Here is a 17,340-nt window from a genome sequence, read left to right on the forward strand (position 1 = left end):
GCCTCCTACGCCGCGACGAGATACGAGAAGACGGACTCGAGGGACTCGTCGGAAGGCGAGACCGTGAGCAGCCGGATGCCGTGGTCACGGGCCACCCGCGGCAGCAGTGCCGTGAAGCGTGGGAAGTCGACCGCCTGGATGCGCAACGCGCCCTCCTGGAGGTCCACTTCGATGCCGGACGTCGACGGGTCGGCGATGAGCGCGGCCGCGAGGGCTCGGTCGTCGCTGGAACGCACCAGGTAGCGGTGCGGGCGGTCCGTCATCAGGCGGCGGATCCGGCGGAAGTCGCCGCTAGCCGCGTGCCGTCCGGCGACGATCACCTCGATGTGCGAGGCGAGTTGCTCGACCTCTTCGAGGATGTGGGACGAGAAGAGGACTGTACGGCCCTCGTCGCCCATGTGCCGCAGCAGGTCCATGAGCTGCATGCGCTGGCGCGGGTCCATGCCGTTGAAGGGCTCGTCGAGGAGCAGCAGGGACGGGTTGTGGACGAGCGCCGAGGCCATCTTCACGCGCTGGCGCATGCCCTTGGAGTACGTGGAGATCTTGCGGTCCTGCGCGTACTCCATCTGGACCGTGGCGAGGGCCCGCTGGGCGGCCTTGTCGCCGAGGCCGTGCAACTCGGCGTTGGCGACGACGAATTCGCGGCCCGTGAGGAAGTCGTACATCGCCTCGCGCTCGGGGACGATGCCGATCTGCTTGTAGATCTGTTCGTTGCGCCAGGTCGCCTGGCCGTCGAGCGTGACGCTGCCCGTGGAGGGGGCCAGGAAGCCGCCCATCATGTTGATGAGGGTGGACTTTCCCGCGCCGTTCGGACCGAGCAGGCCGGTGACGCCGGGGCCGATCGTCATGGTGACGTCGTTGACGGCCACCACGTTGCCGAACCAGCGCGACACGTGGTCGATGGTGAGCGTGGTCACAGTCCGACCTTTCGGTAGCGGCGCATCAGCAGGCCGTAGCAACCGGCGATGAGTCCCAGGGTGACGAGGAGGAAGACGACGCCCTGTCCGGACGAGGGCCCCACCTCGCCGGGGTACGAGGACGACGCGCCGAGGAAGGCGGTCTGCACGCCGTCGATGAGCGTGATGGGTGAGAACAGGCCGAGCCACGGGATCGCCGAGGTGCTGTCCTGCGAGTGGGCGATGGCCTGGACGGTGGAGACGGCTCCGTAGGAGATGGTCAGTACGGCGATGACGGCGGCGATGCCGAAGCCGCGCCGGGGCGTGACCGCCGAGATGACCAGGCCGATGCCGGCGAAGAGGAGAGAGAGCAGTGCCACGGAGACGAGCCCTTGTGCGAGACCCTTGGTCTGGTCGGAGAAGTCGAGCTTGGCCAGCAGCGCACCCACGTACAGCACGAGCAGCGGTGCGGCCGTGAGCATGAACAGCGCCGAGGCCAGCGCCGCGTACTTGGCGCGGACGTAGTCGGCGGTCTCGATGGGGCGGGAGAAGTACAGCGGAACGGTCTTGAAGCGCAGGTCCCGGGAGACGGACTGCGGTCCCTGGGAGGCGACGTACAGGCCGATGACCGCCTGCATGATGACCGCGTAACTCGTGTAGTCGACGGGCAGGTCCTTCGCCTTCGTGGCGACGGCGACCGCGACCATGATCAGCGCGGGGACGCACATCACCACGAAGAGCAGCATCGGCAGCACCTTGGACTTCACCGAGCGGCCGAGGCCGTAGGCGCCGCGCAGGGACTGCGAGTAAAGCGACCGGCGGGCATACGCGCGGCCCAGGCGCGGGCCGTCGTAGTTGCGGTAGCCGATGTTGTGGATCCGGGTCTGCTCGCCCGGGCGGGCCGGGGCCGTGGCCTGGGCCGAGGTCTGTGCCGGGGGCTGCTCAACCGCCATGGCCGACCGCCTCCTTCCGCTGTTCGTCGCCGCCTTGGAGAGCCTGCTCGTCGCTGTCCTTGAAGACCTCCGAGATGTGGTGCCTGCGCTGCTCCATGCGCACCAGACCGAGGCCCAGGTCGGCGACGACGTCCCGTACGACGTCGTACGTCTCCTCGCCCTCCGCCGTGAGCAGGAGGATGTGGCCCGCGCCGGGCAGTCCGCTGCCGTCGTGGGTGTCGATCCCGCGCCCGTGGAGCACGTCGCGCACCGCGCGGGTGCCGTCCGGGTGCTCGTCGGTGTCGGTGACCTCGATCGCGAGGATCGCCGTGCTCTGCGTGAAGTCCGTGGTGGAGCTGGACCGCAGGAGCTTGCCGCCGTCGACGACCACGACGTGGTCGCAGGTGCGCTCCAGCTCGCCCAGCAGGTGCGAGGTGACCAGGACGGAGATGCCGAAGTCGGTGTGGATACGCCGGATCAGGCCGAGCATCTCGTCACGGCCGACCGGGTCCAGGCCGTTCGTCGGCTCGTCCAGGAAGACCAGCTGCGGGTCGTGGACCAGCGCCTGGGCGAGCTTCACGCGCTGCTTCATGCCCGTCGAGTAACCGCCGATGGGGCGGTAGCGCTCCTCGTAGAGGCCGACGTGGCGCAGCGTGTCCGCGGTGCGCTCGCGGGCCGCCGTCGGGGGGAGGCCGGACATGCGCGCCATGTGGACGACGAACTCGGTGGCCGAGACGTCGGGCGGCAGACAGTCGTGCTCCGGCATGTAGCCGACGCGCTCACGGATGTCACCGCCCTTGGTGGCGACATCGAGTCCGAGCACTTCGGCACGGCCCTCGGTGGCGGGGGACAGACCCAGCAGGATCTTGATCAGTGTGGACTTGCCGGCTCCGTTGGCTCCGACGAGTCCGGTCACACCGGGTCCGACGTCCACGGAGAGCCGGTCAAGAGCGGTCACCCTCGGGAACCGCTTGCTCAGGCTTTCGGTCGCGATCACAGTCACATTTCGAAGGTAGTGGCGCAGACCACAGTGGTCGTCAACCCTGGGAGCTGTATCGGCGTCCCTCTCGGGTATTACGGGCCCGTAGGGGTCCCCCTGAGGTCGAACAACCGGCGGCGGACGGACGGCATCGCGCGGGGCCCGTCTCGGCCCGATTGTCCGCATAGGGCCCGGTCATCAGGTTGGCCTTCCGGGCCGGTTGTCCACATCGGCCCGGTTGTCCACAGGTCGCGTGCACGCCTATTGACGCAGCCTCCAACAATTGTCACATTCATCAGTGTCAAGTTGCGGGCGTGTACGGCAGTCGGCTTGGGACGGACGGTGGCATGACCTCGGCAGTGGCAGCGGCAGCGGCTTCACCAGGTACTTCTTCGGGAAAGGGCGGCGGACTCACCGCGGAACTGCGGGGGTTCAGAGAGGTGCAGCGGCTCGCGTACGAGTGCGCGGAGGCGGTCGCGGCGCAGCTGAAGCCGGGCGTGACCGAGCGCGAGGCGGCACGGATGCAGCGCGAGTGGCTGCGCGAGCGCGGCGTATGGGACTGGTTCCATCTGCCCTTCGCCTGGTTCGGGGACCGGACGGCGTTCGTGGACTTCCGGATTCCGCTGCAGTTCTTCCCCACCAACCGGCGCCTGGAGGCGGGGATGCCGTTCATCCTCGACCTTGCGCCCGTCCACAAGGGCTTCACCGCGGACATCGGGTACTCCGGTTCGCTGGGGCCCAACCCGCTGCAGGACAAGCTCCTCGCCGACCTGGAGGCCCACCGCGAGCTGATCCTGCGCGAGGTGCGCGAGCGGCGCCCGCTGCGCGAGATCTACCAGGACGTGGACCGGCTCATGGTCCGCCAGGGCTACGCGAACCGGCACCGGGCGTATCCCTTCGGGGTGATCGCGCACAAGGTCGACCGGGTCAGGGAGCGGCGCTGGTCACCGAAGCTGTTCGGGTTCGGCACTCAGTCGCTCAAGGGTCTGGCGAGCGACACGATCCACGGCCACCGTGACGGCTGGTCCCCGCTGTGGTCGCCGTACAGGTTCTCCGACCACCCTCCCCGGCCCGGCCTGTGGGCGGTCGAGCCGCACCTCGGATTCCGGGGCACGGGCGCGAAGTTCGAGGAGATCCTGGTGGTCACCGACTCCGAGGACCCCGAGCAGAGCGCCTTCTGGCTGGACGACGATCTGCCGCACGTGCGGCGCTGGGCGGAGGACAAGTGACGCTTGAGGGTGCGCGCGAGCGCTGGGTGCGTACGGGCGGGGTCGAGCTGTGTGTCGCCGAGCTGGGCGACCCGGCACAGCCCACGGTGGTGCTCGTACACGGTTATCCGGACTCCAAGGAGGTGTGGTCCGAGGTCGCCGCGCGCCTGGCAGGGCGCTTCCATGTCGTGCTGTACGACGTGCGCGGCCACGGCCGGTCGACGGCGCCGCAGCCACTGCGCGGCGGGTTCACGCTGGAGAAGCTGACGGACGACTTCCTGGCCGTCGCGGACGCGGTCAGCCCGGACCGTCCGGTGCACCTGGTGGGCCACGACTGGGGCTCGGTCCAGGCCTGGGAGTTCACCACGGTCAAGCGCACCGAGGGACGGATCGCCTCCTTCACGTCGATGTCGGGGCCGTCCCTCGACCACTTCGGACACTGGATCAAGAAGCGCGTGTCCCGCCCGACGCCCCGCAGGGTCGGCCAACTCCTCGGCCAGGGCGCCAAGTCCTGGTACGTGTACCTGCTGCACACCCCGGTGCTGCCCGAACTCGCCTGGCGCGGCCCCCTCGGCAAGCGGTGGCCCAAGATCCTGCGGCGGCTGGAGAGGGTCCCCGGGGGCGACTATCCGACCCCGTCGCTGCCCACGGACGCGGCGCACGGCGCCTGGCTGTACCGGGACAACGTACGGGCCCGGCTGCGCAGGCCGCGCGCCGACGCGTACGCGCACGCGCCCGTGCAGCTCATCACGCCGCTCGGGGATGTGTTCCTCTCGGAGAAGCTCTACGACGAGCTGGAGCTGTGGGCCCCGCAGTTGACGCGCCGCGCGCTCCCGGCCAAGCACTGGATCCCGCGCACCCGGCCGGACCAACTGGCTGCCTGGATCACCGAGTTCGTGACGACCACCGAGGGAGGGAGGACCGCATCCGCGGCGACCGGCCCGTACGCCGACCGCTTCGGCGGGCAGTTGGTGCTGGTCACCGGTGCGGGCAGCGGTATCGGGCGGGCCACCGCCTTCGCGTTCGCCGAGTCCGGCGCGCGCGTGGTGGCCGTCGACCGGGACGCGGAGAGCGCGGCCCGCACCGCGGAACTGTCCCGGCTCATCGGCGCCCCTCAGGCGTGGGCCGAGACGGTCGACGTCTCCGACGAGCAGGCGATGGAGAAGCTCGCCGAGAAGGTCGCCGCCGAGTACGGGGTGGTGGACGTCCTGGTGAACAACGCCGGGATCGGGCTGTCCGGCTCGTTCCTCGACACCACCGCGGAGGACTGGCGCAACGTCCTCGACGTCAACCTGTGGGGCGTGATCCACGGCTGCCGGCTCTTCGGGAAGCAGATGGCCGAGCGCGGACAGGGCGGCCACATCGTCAACACCGCGTCGGCGGCCGCGTACCTGCCCTCCAGGACGCTGCCCGCCTACAGCACCTCGAAGGCGGCGGTGCTGATGCTCAGCGAGTGCCTGCGCGCCGAGCTGGCCGGACAGGGCATCGGGGTCTCCGCGATCTGCCCGGGCTTCATCAACACGAACATCACGTCGACCGCGCGTTTCACGGGAGTCGACGCCGACGAGGAGAAGCGGCGCCAGAAGAAGTCCGCGCGGCTGTACGGGCTGCGCAACTACCCGCCGGAGAAGGTCGCCGAGGCCGTGCTGCGCGCGGTCGTCCGCAACCAGGCCGTGGTCCCCGTGACCGCGGAGGCGCGCGGCGGCCGCCTGATGTCCCGCTTCGCGCCCAGGGCGCTTCGCGCGATCGCACGGATGGAGCCACCGCTGTGAGCGACCACTACCCGATCACACCGCGGCGGGTGTCCTTCGACTGGGAGGAGACCCCGCTCCACTGGATACCGGACGAGCCGACCGCGACCCACGTCATCAACGTGCTGCACCTGCTGCTGCCGGCGGGGGAACGGTGGTTCGTGAAGGTCTTCAAGGAGGGCCTCCCGCTGGTCCACGACCCCGAACTCCTCAAGGACGTCAAGGGGTTCATGGGCCAGGAGGCGACGCACAGCGTCCAGCACTCGTACGTGCTGGACCACCTCGCCGCACAGGACCTCGACACGGCCGCGTACACGAAGCACGTCGACTACCTCTTCCAGAAGATCCTCGGTGAGACCCCGCCGCTCGGCGCACCGATACCGGAGCCGGAGTGGCTGCGCTTCCGGCTCTCGGTGATCGCGGCGATCGAGCAGTTCACGGCCGTCCTGGGCGACTGGGTGCTGGCCGCCGAGGAACTCGACCGCGCCGGGGCCGACGAGGTCATGCTCGACCTGCTGCGCTGGCACGGCGCGGAGGAGGTGGAGCACCGCGCGGTCGCCTTCGACATGTACCAGCACTGCGGCGGCGAGGGCCTTCCCCGGTACGCGCGCAGGGTCGCCGGCATGGCGGTCACGGCTCCCGTGATGCTGTACATGTGGGCGTGGGGCGCCGCCTACCTCATACGTCACGACCCGCGGCTGGCCGGGCGGCTGCGCTACTCGCTCGGGGAGCACAACCGGGCGGTGCGCAAGGGGCTGTTGCCCACGTGGAAGGAGCTCGGCTCCGCCGTGCCGCGCTATCTGCGGCGCTCGTACCATCCCTCGCAGGAGGGCTCGATGCGCAGGGCGGTCGAGTATCTGGCGCGGTCACCCGCGGCCCGGACGGCGGCGGGGGCGATCGGCAGAGCCGCGATCGGGTAGTGGCCCCGAGTAGCGGCATCGGGCAGCGACGAGGACTCGGGAAGGCAGGGACCGTGGACAACGAGCCGGCCGGCGTCGCGTACCGGATCGAGGACCTGGCGCACCGCAGCGGTGCCACGGTGCGGACGATCCGTGCCTACCAGGACCGCGGGCTGCTCCCCCGGCCCGAGAGGCGCGGCCGCGCCAACGTGTACTCCGACGCCCATCTGGCCCGGCTGCGGCAGATCGCCGACCTCCTGGACCGCGGATACACGCTGGCCTCGATCAAGGAACTCCTGGAGGCCTGGGACGCGGGCCGGGGTCTCGGCGGCGTGCTCGGGCTGGTCGCGGAGGTGGACGGGCCGTGGACGGACGAGGAGGCGGTCCGTATCTCCCGGGCCGAGCTGGACGAGCGGTTCGGCGGCCACCCGGACGACACGGCGGTGGCCGACGCCGTCGAGCTCGGGGTGCTCGAACGCGTTCCGGGGGACGAGGACACGTTCCTCGTGCCGAGCCCCCAAGAGCTGGCCGTGGCGGCCGAGTTGTACGAGGCGGGCGTTCCACTGTCCGCGATCTCGGGCCATCTGCGGGAGTTGAGGGGCCAGGTGGAGCACATCGCCTCGCGCTTCCTGGAGTTCACGAGCGAGCACGTCTTCGCGCGCTATCTCGGCGAGCACCCGCCGACCGACGCGGACGCCGCCGAAGCGGCCGCGCTCGTACGACGGCTGCGGCCGCTCGCACGCCAGACGGTGGACGCCGAACTCGCCCGGGCCATGCGGCTGTTCGCCAACCGGCATCTGCGCCGGCACCTCGGTGCCGAGCAGCCCCCGGTGGCTGCGGACGAGACGCGATCCGTGGCCGTCCCCGCGGAGACAATGGCCGCTGTGGAGCGGCTCGTCGGCGCGGAGAAGGCGGCCGAGTTCATCGCCGTGGCGGCCGAACGGGAGGTCAGGGCCCGTGCTTTGGACGCGCTCGCCGCAAATCATGCCGAGCCTGGGAAAGTTGACGAACCGCCGTAAAGTGTCGGCGAGTTGTCCACAGATTCCCCAACTGGTCCTGTGGATAACGCACTTGGCTGTGGATCAAACCTCCGGGTCAAAATCAAATGCGTGACGAGCGTCTCGCCAGGCACTCTGGCGGGATGGACGAAAGACGCACCGTGAAGGTGTCGAAGTACCTCTCGAAGCATCTGCGGCATCAGCCCGAGCGGATCGGGCTGACGCTCGACGAGGGCGGCTGGGTCGAGATCGAGACGCTGATGGCCGCGGCCGAGGCGCACGGCTTCCGGTTCACCCGGGACGAACTCGACCACGTGGTGGAGAACAACGACAAGCGGCGCTTCGCGATCGAGGGCTCGCGGATCCGCGCCAGCCAGGGCCACTCCGTCGAGGTCGACCTGGGCCTGGCGGCGGCGACCCCGCCCGCGTACCTCTACCACGGGACCGTCGGCCGCAGCCTGGACGCAATCCGCGCCGAGGGGCTGCGGCCGATGAACCGGCACGACGTGCACCTCTCGCCCGACCGCGAGACCGCGACCCGTGTCGGCGCCCGCCGCGGCCGGCCCGTCGTGCTCTCCGTGGGCGCCGCCGCCATGCACCGCGACGGCCACGAGTTCCGGGTGAGCGCCAACGGGGTCTGGCTCACGGCCGCCGTGCCCCCGCGCTACCTGCGGTTTCCCGCCCCGCACTGACCGGCCGGGCCCGTCCCGCGCGGGCTTGCCGGGGCCCATACCCCACGCCCGCCCGGGCCCGTCCCCGCCCCGACCGGCCGTTTGGGGTGTGCCGCGCGGCTGCGCTTAGGCTCTGAGGCATGAGTCTGCGCCTGAGCACCGTGATCCTGCCGTACCTCCGCTGGCACGAGGGAGGGCGTTCGGCATGGCAGCGCGCCGAGCAGCTCGGGTTCCACACCGCTTTCACGTACGACCATCTGTCGTGGCGGACGTTCCGCGAGGGGCCCTGGTACGGGGCCGTACCGACGCTCACCGCCGCCGCGGGAGCGACCGACCGGCTGCGCCTGGGCACGCTGGTGACCTCCCCGAACTTCCGGCACCCGGTGACCCTCGCCAAGGAACTGATCGCGCTCGACGACATCTCCGGTGGCCGGATCACGCTGGGCATCGGCGCGGGCGGCTCCGGCTTCGACTCCACGACGCTGCTGAAGAGCGGCGAGGAGCCGTGGACTCCGCGCGAGCGGGCCGACCGCTTCGGCGAGTTCGTACCTCTGCTCGACCGGCTGCTCACCGAGGACTCCGTTTCGTACGACGGCACGTTCTACTCGGCGCGCGAGGCGTACAACATCCCCGGGTGCGTCCAGCGCCCCCGGCTGCCCTTCGCGGTGGCCGCCACCGGGCCGCGCGGGCTGGAGCTCGCCGCCGGGTACGGGCAGGCGTGGGTGACGACGGGCGACCCGAAGCTGTTCGAGACGGGCACGCCCGAGCAGTCGGTTCAGGCCATTCGCGGGCAGGTCGAGAAGCTGGCCACCGCCTGCGAGACGGTCGGCCGCGACGTGAACGAGCTCGACAAAGTCCTGCTCACCGGCTTCACCCCGGACCGCGCACGTCCGCTGGAGTCCCTCGACGCGTTCGTCGATTTCGCGGGCCGGCACATGGAGCTGGGCTTCACGGACATCGTGATCCACTGGCCCGTCCCCGACTACCCGGACTTCGCCGCGGACGAGAAGGCCTTCGAGCACATCGCGATGGAGGCGGTGGGGCAGCTCGGCTGAGGCGCTGTCCGGCGCTTGGCTGCAGCTCCTGGATCGGGCACCTGTTCGCTCCGGTGGCGGGCTTCGGCCGCTGGCTCCGGCGGACGTACGCCGATGGGCGGGCCCCGGCGGAGGGACGCTGGTGGGTCTGCTCCGGCGAGCGGACGCTGGTGGGTCGGCGTCGCCGGTCAGGTTCTGGAGGCCCGCTCCGGTGACTGATCCGGCGGCTACTTCGACGGTCCTCCGCAGGTCTCTCTCAAGGAGGCACCGCCTCAGCCCCGGGTTGACATAACCGCAGGTGAGGGCACTCCTCACTCACATGTGCGGACCGCCGCACGCCCGTGCACGCATATGCGGGAGAATGAGGAAGTGACCTCAGCGACCCGACGGCCCGGGAACCCGGCCTCCACTCTCCCGCCCCGGCTGATCGCCACAGATCTCGACGGCACCCTGTTGCGCGACGACAAGTCCGTCTCGCCCCGCACGATCGCCGCCCTGGCCGCCGCCGAGGAGGCCGGCATCGAGGTCTTCTTCGTGACCGGACGCCCCGCCCGCTGGATGGACGTCGTCAGCGACCATGTCCACGGTCACGGCCTCGCCATCTGCGGGAACGGCGCCGCCGTGGTCGACCTGCACGGCGGCCCCGGCGCCCACCGCTTCGTCAAGGTCCGGGAGCTGGCGCGGGAGAACGCGCTCGACGCGGTACGGCTGCTCCGTGACGCCGCGCCCGGGGCCGTGTTCGCCATCGAACAGACGTACGGCTTCTACCAGGAGCCGGCGTATCCGAAGCTGCACATGGAGACCCCCGACACCCTCGCGCCCGCCGAGAAGCTCCTGGCGCCGGACGCACCCGGTGCCGATGAGCCCGTGCTCAAGATCCTCGCCTTCCACCACAAGATTGCCCCGGACGACTTCCTCATGACGGCCCGCCTGGCCATCGGCGACCGGGCGAACGTCACCCGCTCCAGCCCGAGCGCGCTCCTGGAGATCAGCGGCCCCGGCGTCTCCAAGGCCAGCACGCTCGCGCTGTGCTGCGCCGAGCGTGGCATCTCGCACGAGGAGGTCGTCGCCTTCGGGGACATGCCCAACGACGTGGAGATGCTCACCTGGGCGGGCACGTCGTACGCGATGGGCAACGCCCACCCGGACGTGATCGCGGCAGCCTCCGGCCGTACGGTCGCCAACAACGAGGACGGCGTGGCCGTCGTGATCGAGCGGATACTCGCGGAGCGCCGGTAGTCGAGCGGGCACTCGCCGAGCGCCGGTAAGTGACGGCGTCCTGGCGCCCGCCCCTTACCGGCCCTCTCCACCGGCCCTCTCCCGGACCCCGATCTACAGCCGGACCCCGCGCGTGGCCAGCCACTGCCTCGGATCGACTCCCGATCCCAGTTGCGGTGTGAGGCGCACCTCGAAGTGCAGATGCGGCCCGGTCGAGTTGCCGGTCGTGCCCGACTGTCCGACCCACTGCCCCGCGGCGACCCGCTCTCCCTGTTCCACGGTGACAGCGGCCAGGTGGGCGTACTGCGTGTAGTAGCCCCCCGCGTGTTTCACCACGATCTCGATGCCGAACGCGCCACCGCACGACACCTTCACCACCCGGCCCGCGCCCACCGACCGCACCGGCGTACCGATGTCCACCGCGAAGTCCTGGCCGGTGTGCCGGCGCGCCCAGCGATCACCGCCGCTGCCGAAGCCCGAGGAGAGTTCGTACGTCTCCACCGGCGCGACCCACGGCTGGGCGAAGCGCGTTCGCGGCTGGTCGAGCCGGACGGGGCCCCGGCACGCACCGGCGGCGACCGAGGCGTCCGCCCGCCCCTGGAGCGTCCACTGGGCCTCTTCCAGTTTCTTCTCGATCCCCCGCTTGATCTCGGCGAGTTCACCGTTGCGCCGATCCAGCACCTGCCAGGCCGACGCCGCCTTCTCCTCGTCGGCGGCGAGCCGCGCCTCGGCCCTGCGGCTCTTGGTGACAGCGTTGTTGACCGCCAGATCCGCCTGCCAGACGGCACGCTGACCGCGCATCAGTTCCTCGGGGCTGTCCGCGAGCAGCATCTGCGCGGTGTGCGGGAGTCCGCCGCCGCTGCGGTACTGGGCGCGCGCGATCCGGCCGAGGTCCCCGTGCAGCGCGGCGATGTCCTGCCGCTCACGCACGAGGAGCCGCTCCAGCCGCTGCGCCCGGCTCCGCTGCACCTCGGCCGCCCGGCGGCCCGCCTCGTACTGCTGCGTCGCCAGGGACGCCTCGTCGTACAGCCGCACCACCTCGGCGCTCAGACCGCCCGAGGTGTCGGCGTCTCCCGCAGCGGACGTGGGCCGGGCCACCAGGACGGCCAGCGCGCACAGCAGTACGGGGACGAGCAGGGGATGGCGACGACGTGAGCGCATGACATGGATCGTGTCGCGCTCAGGCGGCTCCGGTCCTGTTCAAGTCGTACACCTGGGGGACCGGTTGTCACGGATGGACCAATCCACTGAGCCGAACAGGGGCCTGGTTCAGGGAACTTCGGCGGGCCGCCCTGCCGCGGCTGCCCGGGCCGGCCGACCGCACCCGGGTTCGTTCAGTGCGGCGCCTCCCACACCACCGACGCGCCATCGCTCTCCTCCCCGCTGCCCGGCCCGTACCAGCTGTCCCCGCCCAGCGACTCCGCCCGTCGCGCCAGGTTCTTGAGCCCGCTGCGCCGTCCGCCCTCGGGGATGCCGACACCGTCGTCCGTGACGGTCAGCCGTACGCCGGGACGCCCGTCCGGCAGTCGTACGGTCGCGTCCACGGTGACGTCGATACGGGACGCCCCCGCGTGCCGGAAGGCGTTGGACAGGGCCTCGCGGAGGGCCGCGATGAGGTTCTTGGCCGTGAGTTCGCCGACCACCAGGTCGACGGGACCGACGAAGTGGTGCGACGGCCTGAAGCCGAGCGGCACGGCAGCCATGTTGATCTCGCGCAGCACGCGTGTCCGCAGCCCCGTCGTCACCTCGGCCGGCTCCTGCTGGAGCGCGAAGATGGCGGTTCGGATCTCCTGGATGGTGACGTCCAGTTCGTCGACCGCCTTGCCGACGCCCTGCCGCACCTCGGGCACGGCGGACCTCCGCTGGGCGCTCTCCAGCATCATCCCGGTGGCGAACAGCCGCTGGATGACGAGGTCGTGCAGGTCACGGGCGATCCGGTCGCGGTCCTCGTAGACCGCGAGCCGCTCCCGATCACGCTGCACCTCCGCCATCATCAGCGCCAGAGCGGCCTGCGAGGCGAACTGCGTCGCCAGGCTGCGCTCGGTCTCCGAGAACGGCCGTGCGCCCTCCGCGCGCGCCATGACGAGGGTTCCCAGGACGCGTCCGCCGCTCTGGAGGGGCAGGAGCATCGTCGGCCCGTAGCCGTGGGAGAGGTCGCTGAGCATGCGCGGGTCGGTTGCCGCGTCCTCGACGAACACGGCCTCTCCCGCGAGTAGTTCGCCCACGACTTCGTTCTCGGCCGGCACGACGAGACCCAGCGCCCTCGACGGCCGCTCGGACGCCACGGCGACGATCTCCAGACCGCCCTCGGCCGCGGGCAGCAGTACGAGTCCGGCGGCCGAGTCGGACAGCCGGCGGGCCTGTTCGGCGACCACCTGCAGCGCCTCGTCGGCATCCCCTCCGGACAGGAGCGCGGTCGTGACGGCCACGGATCCGTCGATCCAGCGCTCGCGCTGCTTGGCGGCCTCGTACAGGCGCGCGTTCCCGATGGCGATGCCCGCCTCCCCGGCCAGCACGCGGACCATGTCGAGGTCGTGGTCGTCGAACGGCTCTCCGCCGCGCTTCTCGGCCAGGTAGAGGTTGCCGAAGACCTCCCCCTGCACACGGATCGGGACCCCCAGGAAGCCGCGCATCCGGGGATGGTGCTCCGGGAACCCGCACGACCGGGGATCCTCCGTCGGCTCCGCGAGCCGCACGGGTTCGGGCTCGCGGAGGAGCGCCCCCAGAAGCCCCTCGTGCCCGTCCGGCAGCCGCCCGATCAGCCGGGCCGTCTCCCCGTCGACCCCCTGGTACACGAACTCGGCGAGCCCGTTCCCATCCTCCGCGGCCACGCCGATCGCCGCGTACCGCGCGTCCGCCAGCTCAGCCGCGGTCCCACAGATCCGCTCCAACGTGGACCGCAGCTCAAGCCCACTCCCCACCGACCGCATCGCCTCCAGCAACCGCGGCACATCATCAGAATCCGGGGCACCACCGGGGCTCGACACGACTGGCATACACAGAGCCTAATTAGTCCCTTTTGTGAGTGAAAGTCGAGCCCTTCGAGCCGAGGACCACGACCATCCGCTCTGAGGGGCGATCGGGCTCACTTACAACGAGCACAACCGCCCGCTTTTAGGGGCGCGGGGAACTGCGCGACCAGCCCCCACCCACCCGCGGCCGACCCAACACCGCAACCGAACCTCACCGCACACCAACCAACCGCTCCGTCCGACTCTCCCGCTCGAACATCCCCCGCAACGCCCCCTCTCCCCGCACCAACTCCCCGTACGCCCCCCGCTGCACCACACACCCACCATCCAGCACGATCACCTCGTCGACCGCTTCCAGCCCCGCCAGCCGATGCGTGATCAACAACGTCGTACGCCCCTCGGTCGCGGCCAGCAGATCGGCGGTGAGCGCATCGGCGGTCGCCAGATCAAGATGCTCCGCGGGCTCGTCGAGAACGAGTACGGGAAAGTCCGCGAGCAACGCCCGCGCCAGAGCGAGCCGCTGCCGCTGCCCCCCGGACATCCGCGCCCCGTGCTCCCCGATCAACGTGTCCAGCCCGTCGGGCAGCCCGTCGACCCAGTCGAGCAACCGCACCCGCCCCAGCACGTCCCGCAGCGCGGATTCCGTGGCGTCCTTCCGAGCGAGCAGCAGGTTCTCCCGTACCGAACTGTCGAAGAGATGGGCGTCCTGCGCGCACAGCCCGACCAGCCGCCGTACGTCGTCACCGTCCATGCCGTACGCGTCGACGCCGCCCAGCGTGTACGTCCCCGCATTCGCGTCCAGGAACCGCAGCAACACCTGGGCGAGGGTCGTCTTGCCCGCCCCGGACGTCCCCACGACGGCGGTCCGGCGTCCGCGTTCGAGCGTCAGGACCACCCCGGCGAGGGCATCCCGCTGCTGTCCGGCGTGCCGGGCGGCCAGGCCCTTCACCACGACGGGGAACGGCGACCCGGGCGCCTCGAGCGGCCGCTCCGGTTCGCGTACGGGCTCGGGCGCGTCCAGCACCTCGTACACGCGCTCCGCGCTCTTGCGCACCCGCTGGCGGTACTGGACCGCGAGGGGCAGCCCCAGGACGGCCTCGAAGGCGGCGAGCGGGGTGAGGACGACGACGGCCATCGCCACGCCGCTGAGCCGCCCGTCGAGGACCGCCTGGGCGCCGACGAGGGAGGTGGCCGCGACGGTGAGTCCGGAGACCAGCGCGATGAGCCCGTCCCCGAGCGCGGTGGCGGTGGCGGCACGCGAGGCGATACGGGTCAGCTCGCCGTCGGCCCGCCGTACCTCGGCGGTGCGCGCCGGCAGCGCACCCGCGACCGTCAACTCGGCCGTGCCCGTGAGGAGATCGGCCACCCGGGTCGCCAGCACCCCGCGTGCCGGGGCCAGCCGGCGCTCCGCACGGCGTGCGACGGCACCGGTCACCAGCGGAACGCCCACGCCTGCGGCCAGCAGCCCGAGCGCGAGGGCGGCCCCGGCCTCCGGCAGCAGCCACGCCGTGAACCCGACGGAGCCGACGGACACGACGGCCGCGGCCGCGGCGGGCAGCAGCCAGCGGAGCCAGTAGTCCTGCAACGCGTCGACGTCGGCGACGAGTCGCGAGAGCAGATCACCGCGGCGAGCGGTACGCAGCCCGGCGGGCGCGAGCCGTTCGAGCCGCCGGTACACGGCGACCCGGGTGTCGGCGAGCATCCGCAGCACCGCGTCGTGCGACACGAGCCGCTCGGCGTACCGGAAGACGGCCCGCCCGATTCCGAACGCCCGCGTGGCCGTCACGGCGACCATCAGATAGAGCACGGGCGGCTGCTGGGAGGCCCTGGAGATCAGCCAGCCGGAGGTGGCCATGAGGCCGACGGCACTGCCGAGCGCGAGACTGCCGAGCAGGAGGGCAAGCACCAGCCGCCCGCGCCGAGGCCCGGCCATGGCACGCACACGCGCCAGTACGCCTTCCCGCCCCTCCGGGAGCAGAATTGCCTCTTCCTCACCGCCCGCAGGCACCGCGGCCACCACGTCGGCCCGAAGCTCCTTGTCGCCGCCGGAGCCCACGGAACCGTCCACCGCGACGGGCGCCTCCGGCTCCAGTCGAACCACCCGGTCCGCCACATCCAGCAGCGCCGGCCGGTGGACGACGAGCAGCACGGTCCGGCCCACCGCCAGGCGCCTGACCGCCTCCACGACCTCGGCCTCGGTCGCCCCGTCCAGCGAGGCCGTCGGCTCGTCGAGCAGCAGCACCGGCCGGTCCGCGAGGAACGCCCTTGCGAGAGCGAGCCGTTGACGCTGCCCGGCCGAGAGCCCGGCACCTTCCTCACCCAGTACCGTCCGCACGCCCCCGGGCAGCGCGTCCACGAATTCGAGAGCCCCGGCATCGGACAGGGCCCGCCGCACCGCGGAGTCGTCGGCGTCCGGCCGCGCCAGCCGTACGTTCTCGGCGACGGACCCGGCATACAGATGGGGCCGCTGCGGCACCCACGCGACCTGTGAACGCCACTCCTCCAGGGAGGTCTCGGTGAGATCGGCTCCCCCGACACGCACCCGCCCCGACGTGGGTCCCACGAATCCCAACAGCACGTTCAGAAGAGTCGACTTCCCCACTCCGCTGGGCCCGACGAGTGCCACCGTCTCCCCGGGCTCGACCGCGAACGACACGTCCGACACCGCGTCGGAGGACCGCCCGGGGTACCGGACCGTCACCCCTTCGAAGCGCACTCCTCCCGAGGAGGGCACCGCACCGGTCCCGGACGTCGGCTCCGGTGTCTCCAGGACCTCGAAGATCTCCTCGGCGGCGGACAGCCCTTCCGCCGCCGCGTGATACTGCGCCCCCACCTGCCGCAGCGGCAGATAGGCCTCGGGCGCGAGAACGAGGACGACCAGACCGTCGTACAACGCCATCTCGCCGTGTACGAGCCGCATTCCGATGGTCACCGCGACCAGGGCGACCGAGATCGTGGCGAGCAGTTCCAGCGCGAAGGACGAGATGAAGGCGATCCGCAGCGTCCGCATGGTCGCCTGCCGATAGTCCCCGGTGATCCGGCGGATCGAGTCGGCCTGTGCCTTGGCCCGCCCGAACACCTTCAGTGTGGGCAGTCCCGCGACCACGTCCAGAAAGTGGCCCGAGAGTCGTGACAGCAGCCGCCACTGACGGTCCATCTGGGACTGGGTGACCCAGCCGATGAGCATCATGAAGATCGGGATGAGCGGCAGGGTGCCGACGATGATTGCCGCCGACACCCAGTCCTCGGTGACGATCCGCGCGAGCACCGCCACCGGCACCACCACCGCGAGCCCCAACTGCGGCAGATAGCGCGAGAAGTAGTCGTCCAGTGCGTCGACCCCGCGGGTGGCGAGCGCGACCAGCGAACCGGTCCGTTGCCCGCTCAGCCAACCAGGGCCGAGCGCGCCGGCACGCTCCAGCAACCGCCTCCGCAGCTCCGACTTGACCGCCGCGCTCGCCCGGTGTGCGGCGAGTTCGGTGAGCCAGGAGACACACGCCCTTCCGACAGCGACCGCCGCCAACAGCAGGAGTGGCGTGCGCAGTTCGGCAACCGACAGTTCGTGCTGGAAGGCGCCGACCACCACTTCGGCGATCAGCATCGCCTGGGCGATGACCAGACCGGCACCCACAACTCCCAGACCGACAACCGCGATCAGGAACAGACGGGTGGCGCGGGCGTATCGCAGCAGTCGCGGGTCGATCGGTTTCACGTGAAACACACCCTTGGGTCAAGCAGGTGTGTTTCACGTGAAACACACCCTCTTCTCATTGGGCCTGTTT

At 71.0% G+C, this 17,340-nt stretch carries 13 protein-coding genes; 7 read left to right on the top strand and 6 right to left on the bottom strand.

Annotation, left to right across the window (positions count from 1 at the left end):
• Positions 1-5: 5 nt before the first annotated feature.
• Genes O3Q52_RS02050 through O3Q52_RS02060 form a run of 3 tightly spaced genes read right to left on the bottom strand, consistent with a single transcriptional unit; the run spans position 6 to position 2,825 of the window.
• Complete coding sequence (locus O3Q52_RS02050) at positions 6-917, bottom strand: ABC transporter ATP-binding protein (protein WP_269647040.1); 912 nt, start codon at positions 915-917, stop codon at positions 6-8.
• Entirely contained in the window at positions 914-1,849 is a 936-nt protein-coding gene (locus O3Q52_RS02055) for an ABC transporter permease (RefSeq protein WP_266761383.1), read from the bottom strand. The genes O3Q52_RS02050 and O3Q52_RS02055 overlap by 4 nt, the downstream gene beginning before the upstream one ends.
• Entirely contained in the window at positions 1,839-2,825 is a 987-nt protein-coding gene (locus O3Q52_RS02060) for an ABC transporter ATP-binding protein (protein WP_269647075.1), read from the bottom strand. The genes O3Q52_RS02055 and O3Q52_RS02060 overlap by 11 nt, the downstream gene beginning before the upstream one ends.
• A gap of 329 nt (positions 2,826-3,154) precedes the next feature.
• Here O3Q52_RS02060 and O3Q52_RS02065 point away from each other — a divergent pair, with 329 nt between their 5' ends.
• The 7 genes from O3Q52_RS02065 (at position 3,155) to O3Q52_RS02095 (ending at position 10,607) form a co-directional block, all read left to right on the top strand.
• Entirely contained in the window at positions 3,155-4,036 is an 882-nt protein-coding gene (locus O3Q52_RS02065) for a M24 family metallopeptidase (RefSeq protein ID WP_269647041.1), read from the top strand.
• Positions 4,033-5,787, top strand: a complete 1,755-nt coding sequence (locus tag O3Q52_RS02070) for an SDR family oxidoreductase (protein ID WP_269647042.1) — start codon at positions 4,033-4,035, stop codon at positions 5,785-5,787. Before O3Q52_RS02065 ends, O3Q52_RS02070 begins: the two co-directional genes overlap by 4 nt.
• Positions 5,784-6,686 carry a metal-dependent hydrolase gene (locus tag O3Q52_RS02075; protein ID WP_269647043.1) on the top strand — a complete coding sequence of 301 codons (903 nt, stop codon included), beginning with the start codon at positions 5,784-5,786 and terminating at the stop codon, positions 6,684-6,686. Before O3Q52_RS02070 ends, O3Q52_RS02075 begins: the two co-directional genes overlap by 4 nt.
• A gap of 53 nt (positions 6,687-6,739) precedes the next feature.
• Entirely contained in the window at positions 6,740-7,684 is a 945-nt protein-coding gene (locus O3Q52_RS02080) for a MerR family transcriptional regulator (protein WP_269647044.1), read from the top strand.
• A 122-nt stretch (positions 7,685-7,806) separates the two neighbouring features.
• On the top strand, positions 7,807-8,355 hold the full coding sequence (locus O3Q52_RS02085; RefSeq protein WP_269647045.1) for an RNA 2'-phosphotransferase: 549 nt from the start codon (positions 7,807-7,809) through the stop codon (positions 8,353-8,355).
• 119 nt (positions 8,356-8,474) lie between these two features.
• Entirely contained in the window at positions 8,475-9,389 is a 915-nt protein-coding gene (locus O3Q52_RS02090; protein ID WP_269647046.1) for an LLM class flavin-dependent oxidoreductase, read from the top strand.
• Positions 9,390-9,719: 330 nt separating this feature from the next.
• A complete protein-coding gene (locus O3Q52_RS02095) occupies positions 9,720-10,607 on the top strand; it encodes a Cof-type HAD-IIB family hydrolase (protein WP_269647047.1) in 888 nt (295 codons plus the stop codon).
• Positions 10,608-10,700: 93 nt separating this feature from the next.
• On the opposite strand, the gene O3Q52_RS02100 is transcribed toward O3Q52_RS02095, so the two are convergent.
• The 3 genes from O3Q52_RS02100 to cydD form a co-directional block, all read right to left on the bottom strand.
• Complete coding sequence (locus tag O3Q52_RS02100) at positions 10,701-11,747, bottom strand: M23 family metallopeptidase (RefSeq protein ID WP_269647048.1); 1,047 nt, start codon at positions 11,745-11,747, stop codon at positions 10,701-10,703.
• Positions 11,748-11,920: 173 nt separating this feature from the next.
• Complete coding sequence (locus tag O3Q52_RS02105; RefSeq protein WP_269647049.1) at positions 11,921-13,582, bottom strand: GAF domain-containing sensor histidine kinase; 1,662 nt, start codon at positions 13,580-13,582, stop codon at positions 11,921-11,923.
• 187 nt (positions 13,583-13,769) lie between these two features.
• Positions 13,770-17,270 carry a thiol reductant ABC exporter subunit CydD gene (gene cydD / locus O3Q52_RS02110; protein ID WP_269647050.1) on the bottom strand — a complete coding sequence of 1,167 codons (3,501 nt, stop codon included), beginning with the start codon at positions 17,268-17,270 and terminating at the stop codon, positions 13,770-13,772.
• Positions 17,271-17,340: the final 70 nt, after the last annotated feature.

The organism is Streptomyces sp. ActVer (assembly GCF_027270795.1).
GTDB lineage: Bacteria > Actinomycetota > Actinomycetes > Streptomycetales > Streptomycetaceae > Streptomyces > Streptomyces umbrinus_A.

Bases quoted from the DNA above. Each gene is read 5' to 3' on its own strand.
- O3Q52_RS02090 (WP_269647046.1), top strand. From the start codon at position 8,475: ATGAGTCTGCGCCTGAGCACCGTGATCCTGCCGTACCTCCGCTGGCAC.
- O3Q52_RS02055 (WP_266761383.1), bottom strand. From the start codon at position 1,849: ATGGCGGTTGAGCAGCCCCCGGCACAGACCTCGGCCCAGGCCACGGCC.
- O3Q52_RS02085 (WP_269647045.1), top strand. From the start codon at position 7,807: ATGGACGAAAGACGCACCGTGAAGGTGTCGAAGTACCTCTCGAAGCAT.
- O3Q52_RS02100 (WP_269647048.1), bottom strand. From the start codon at position 11,747: ATGCGCTCACGTCGTCGCCATCCCCTGCTCGTCCCCGTACTGCTGTGC.
- O3Q52_RS02065 (WP_269647041.1), top strand. From the start codon at position 3,155: ATGACCTCGGCAGTGGCAGCGGCAGCGGCTTCACCAGGTACTTCTTCG.
- O3Q52_RS02095 (WP_269647047.1), top strand. From the start codon at position 9,720: ATGCGGGAGAATGAGGAAGTGACCTCAGCGACCCGACGGCCCGGGAAC.
- O3Q52_RS02105 (WP_269647049.1), bottom strand. From the start codon at position 13,582: ATGCCAGTCGTGTCGAGCCCCGGTGGTGCCCCGGATTCTGATGATGTG.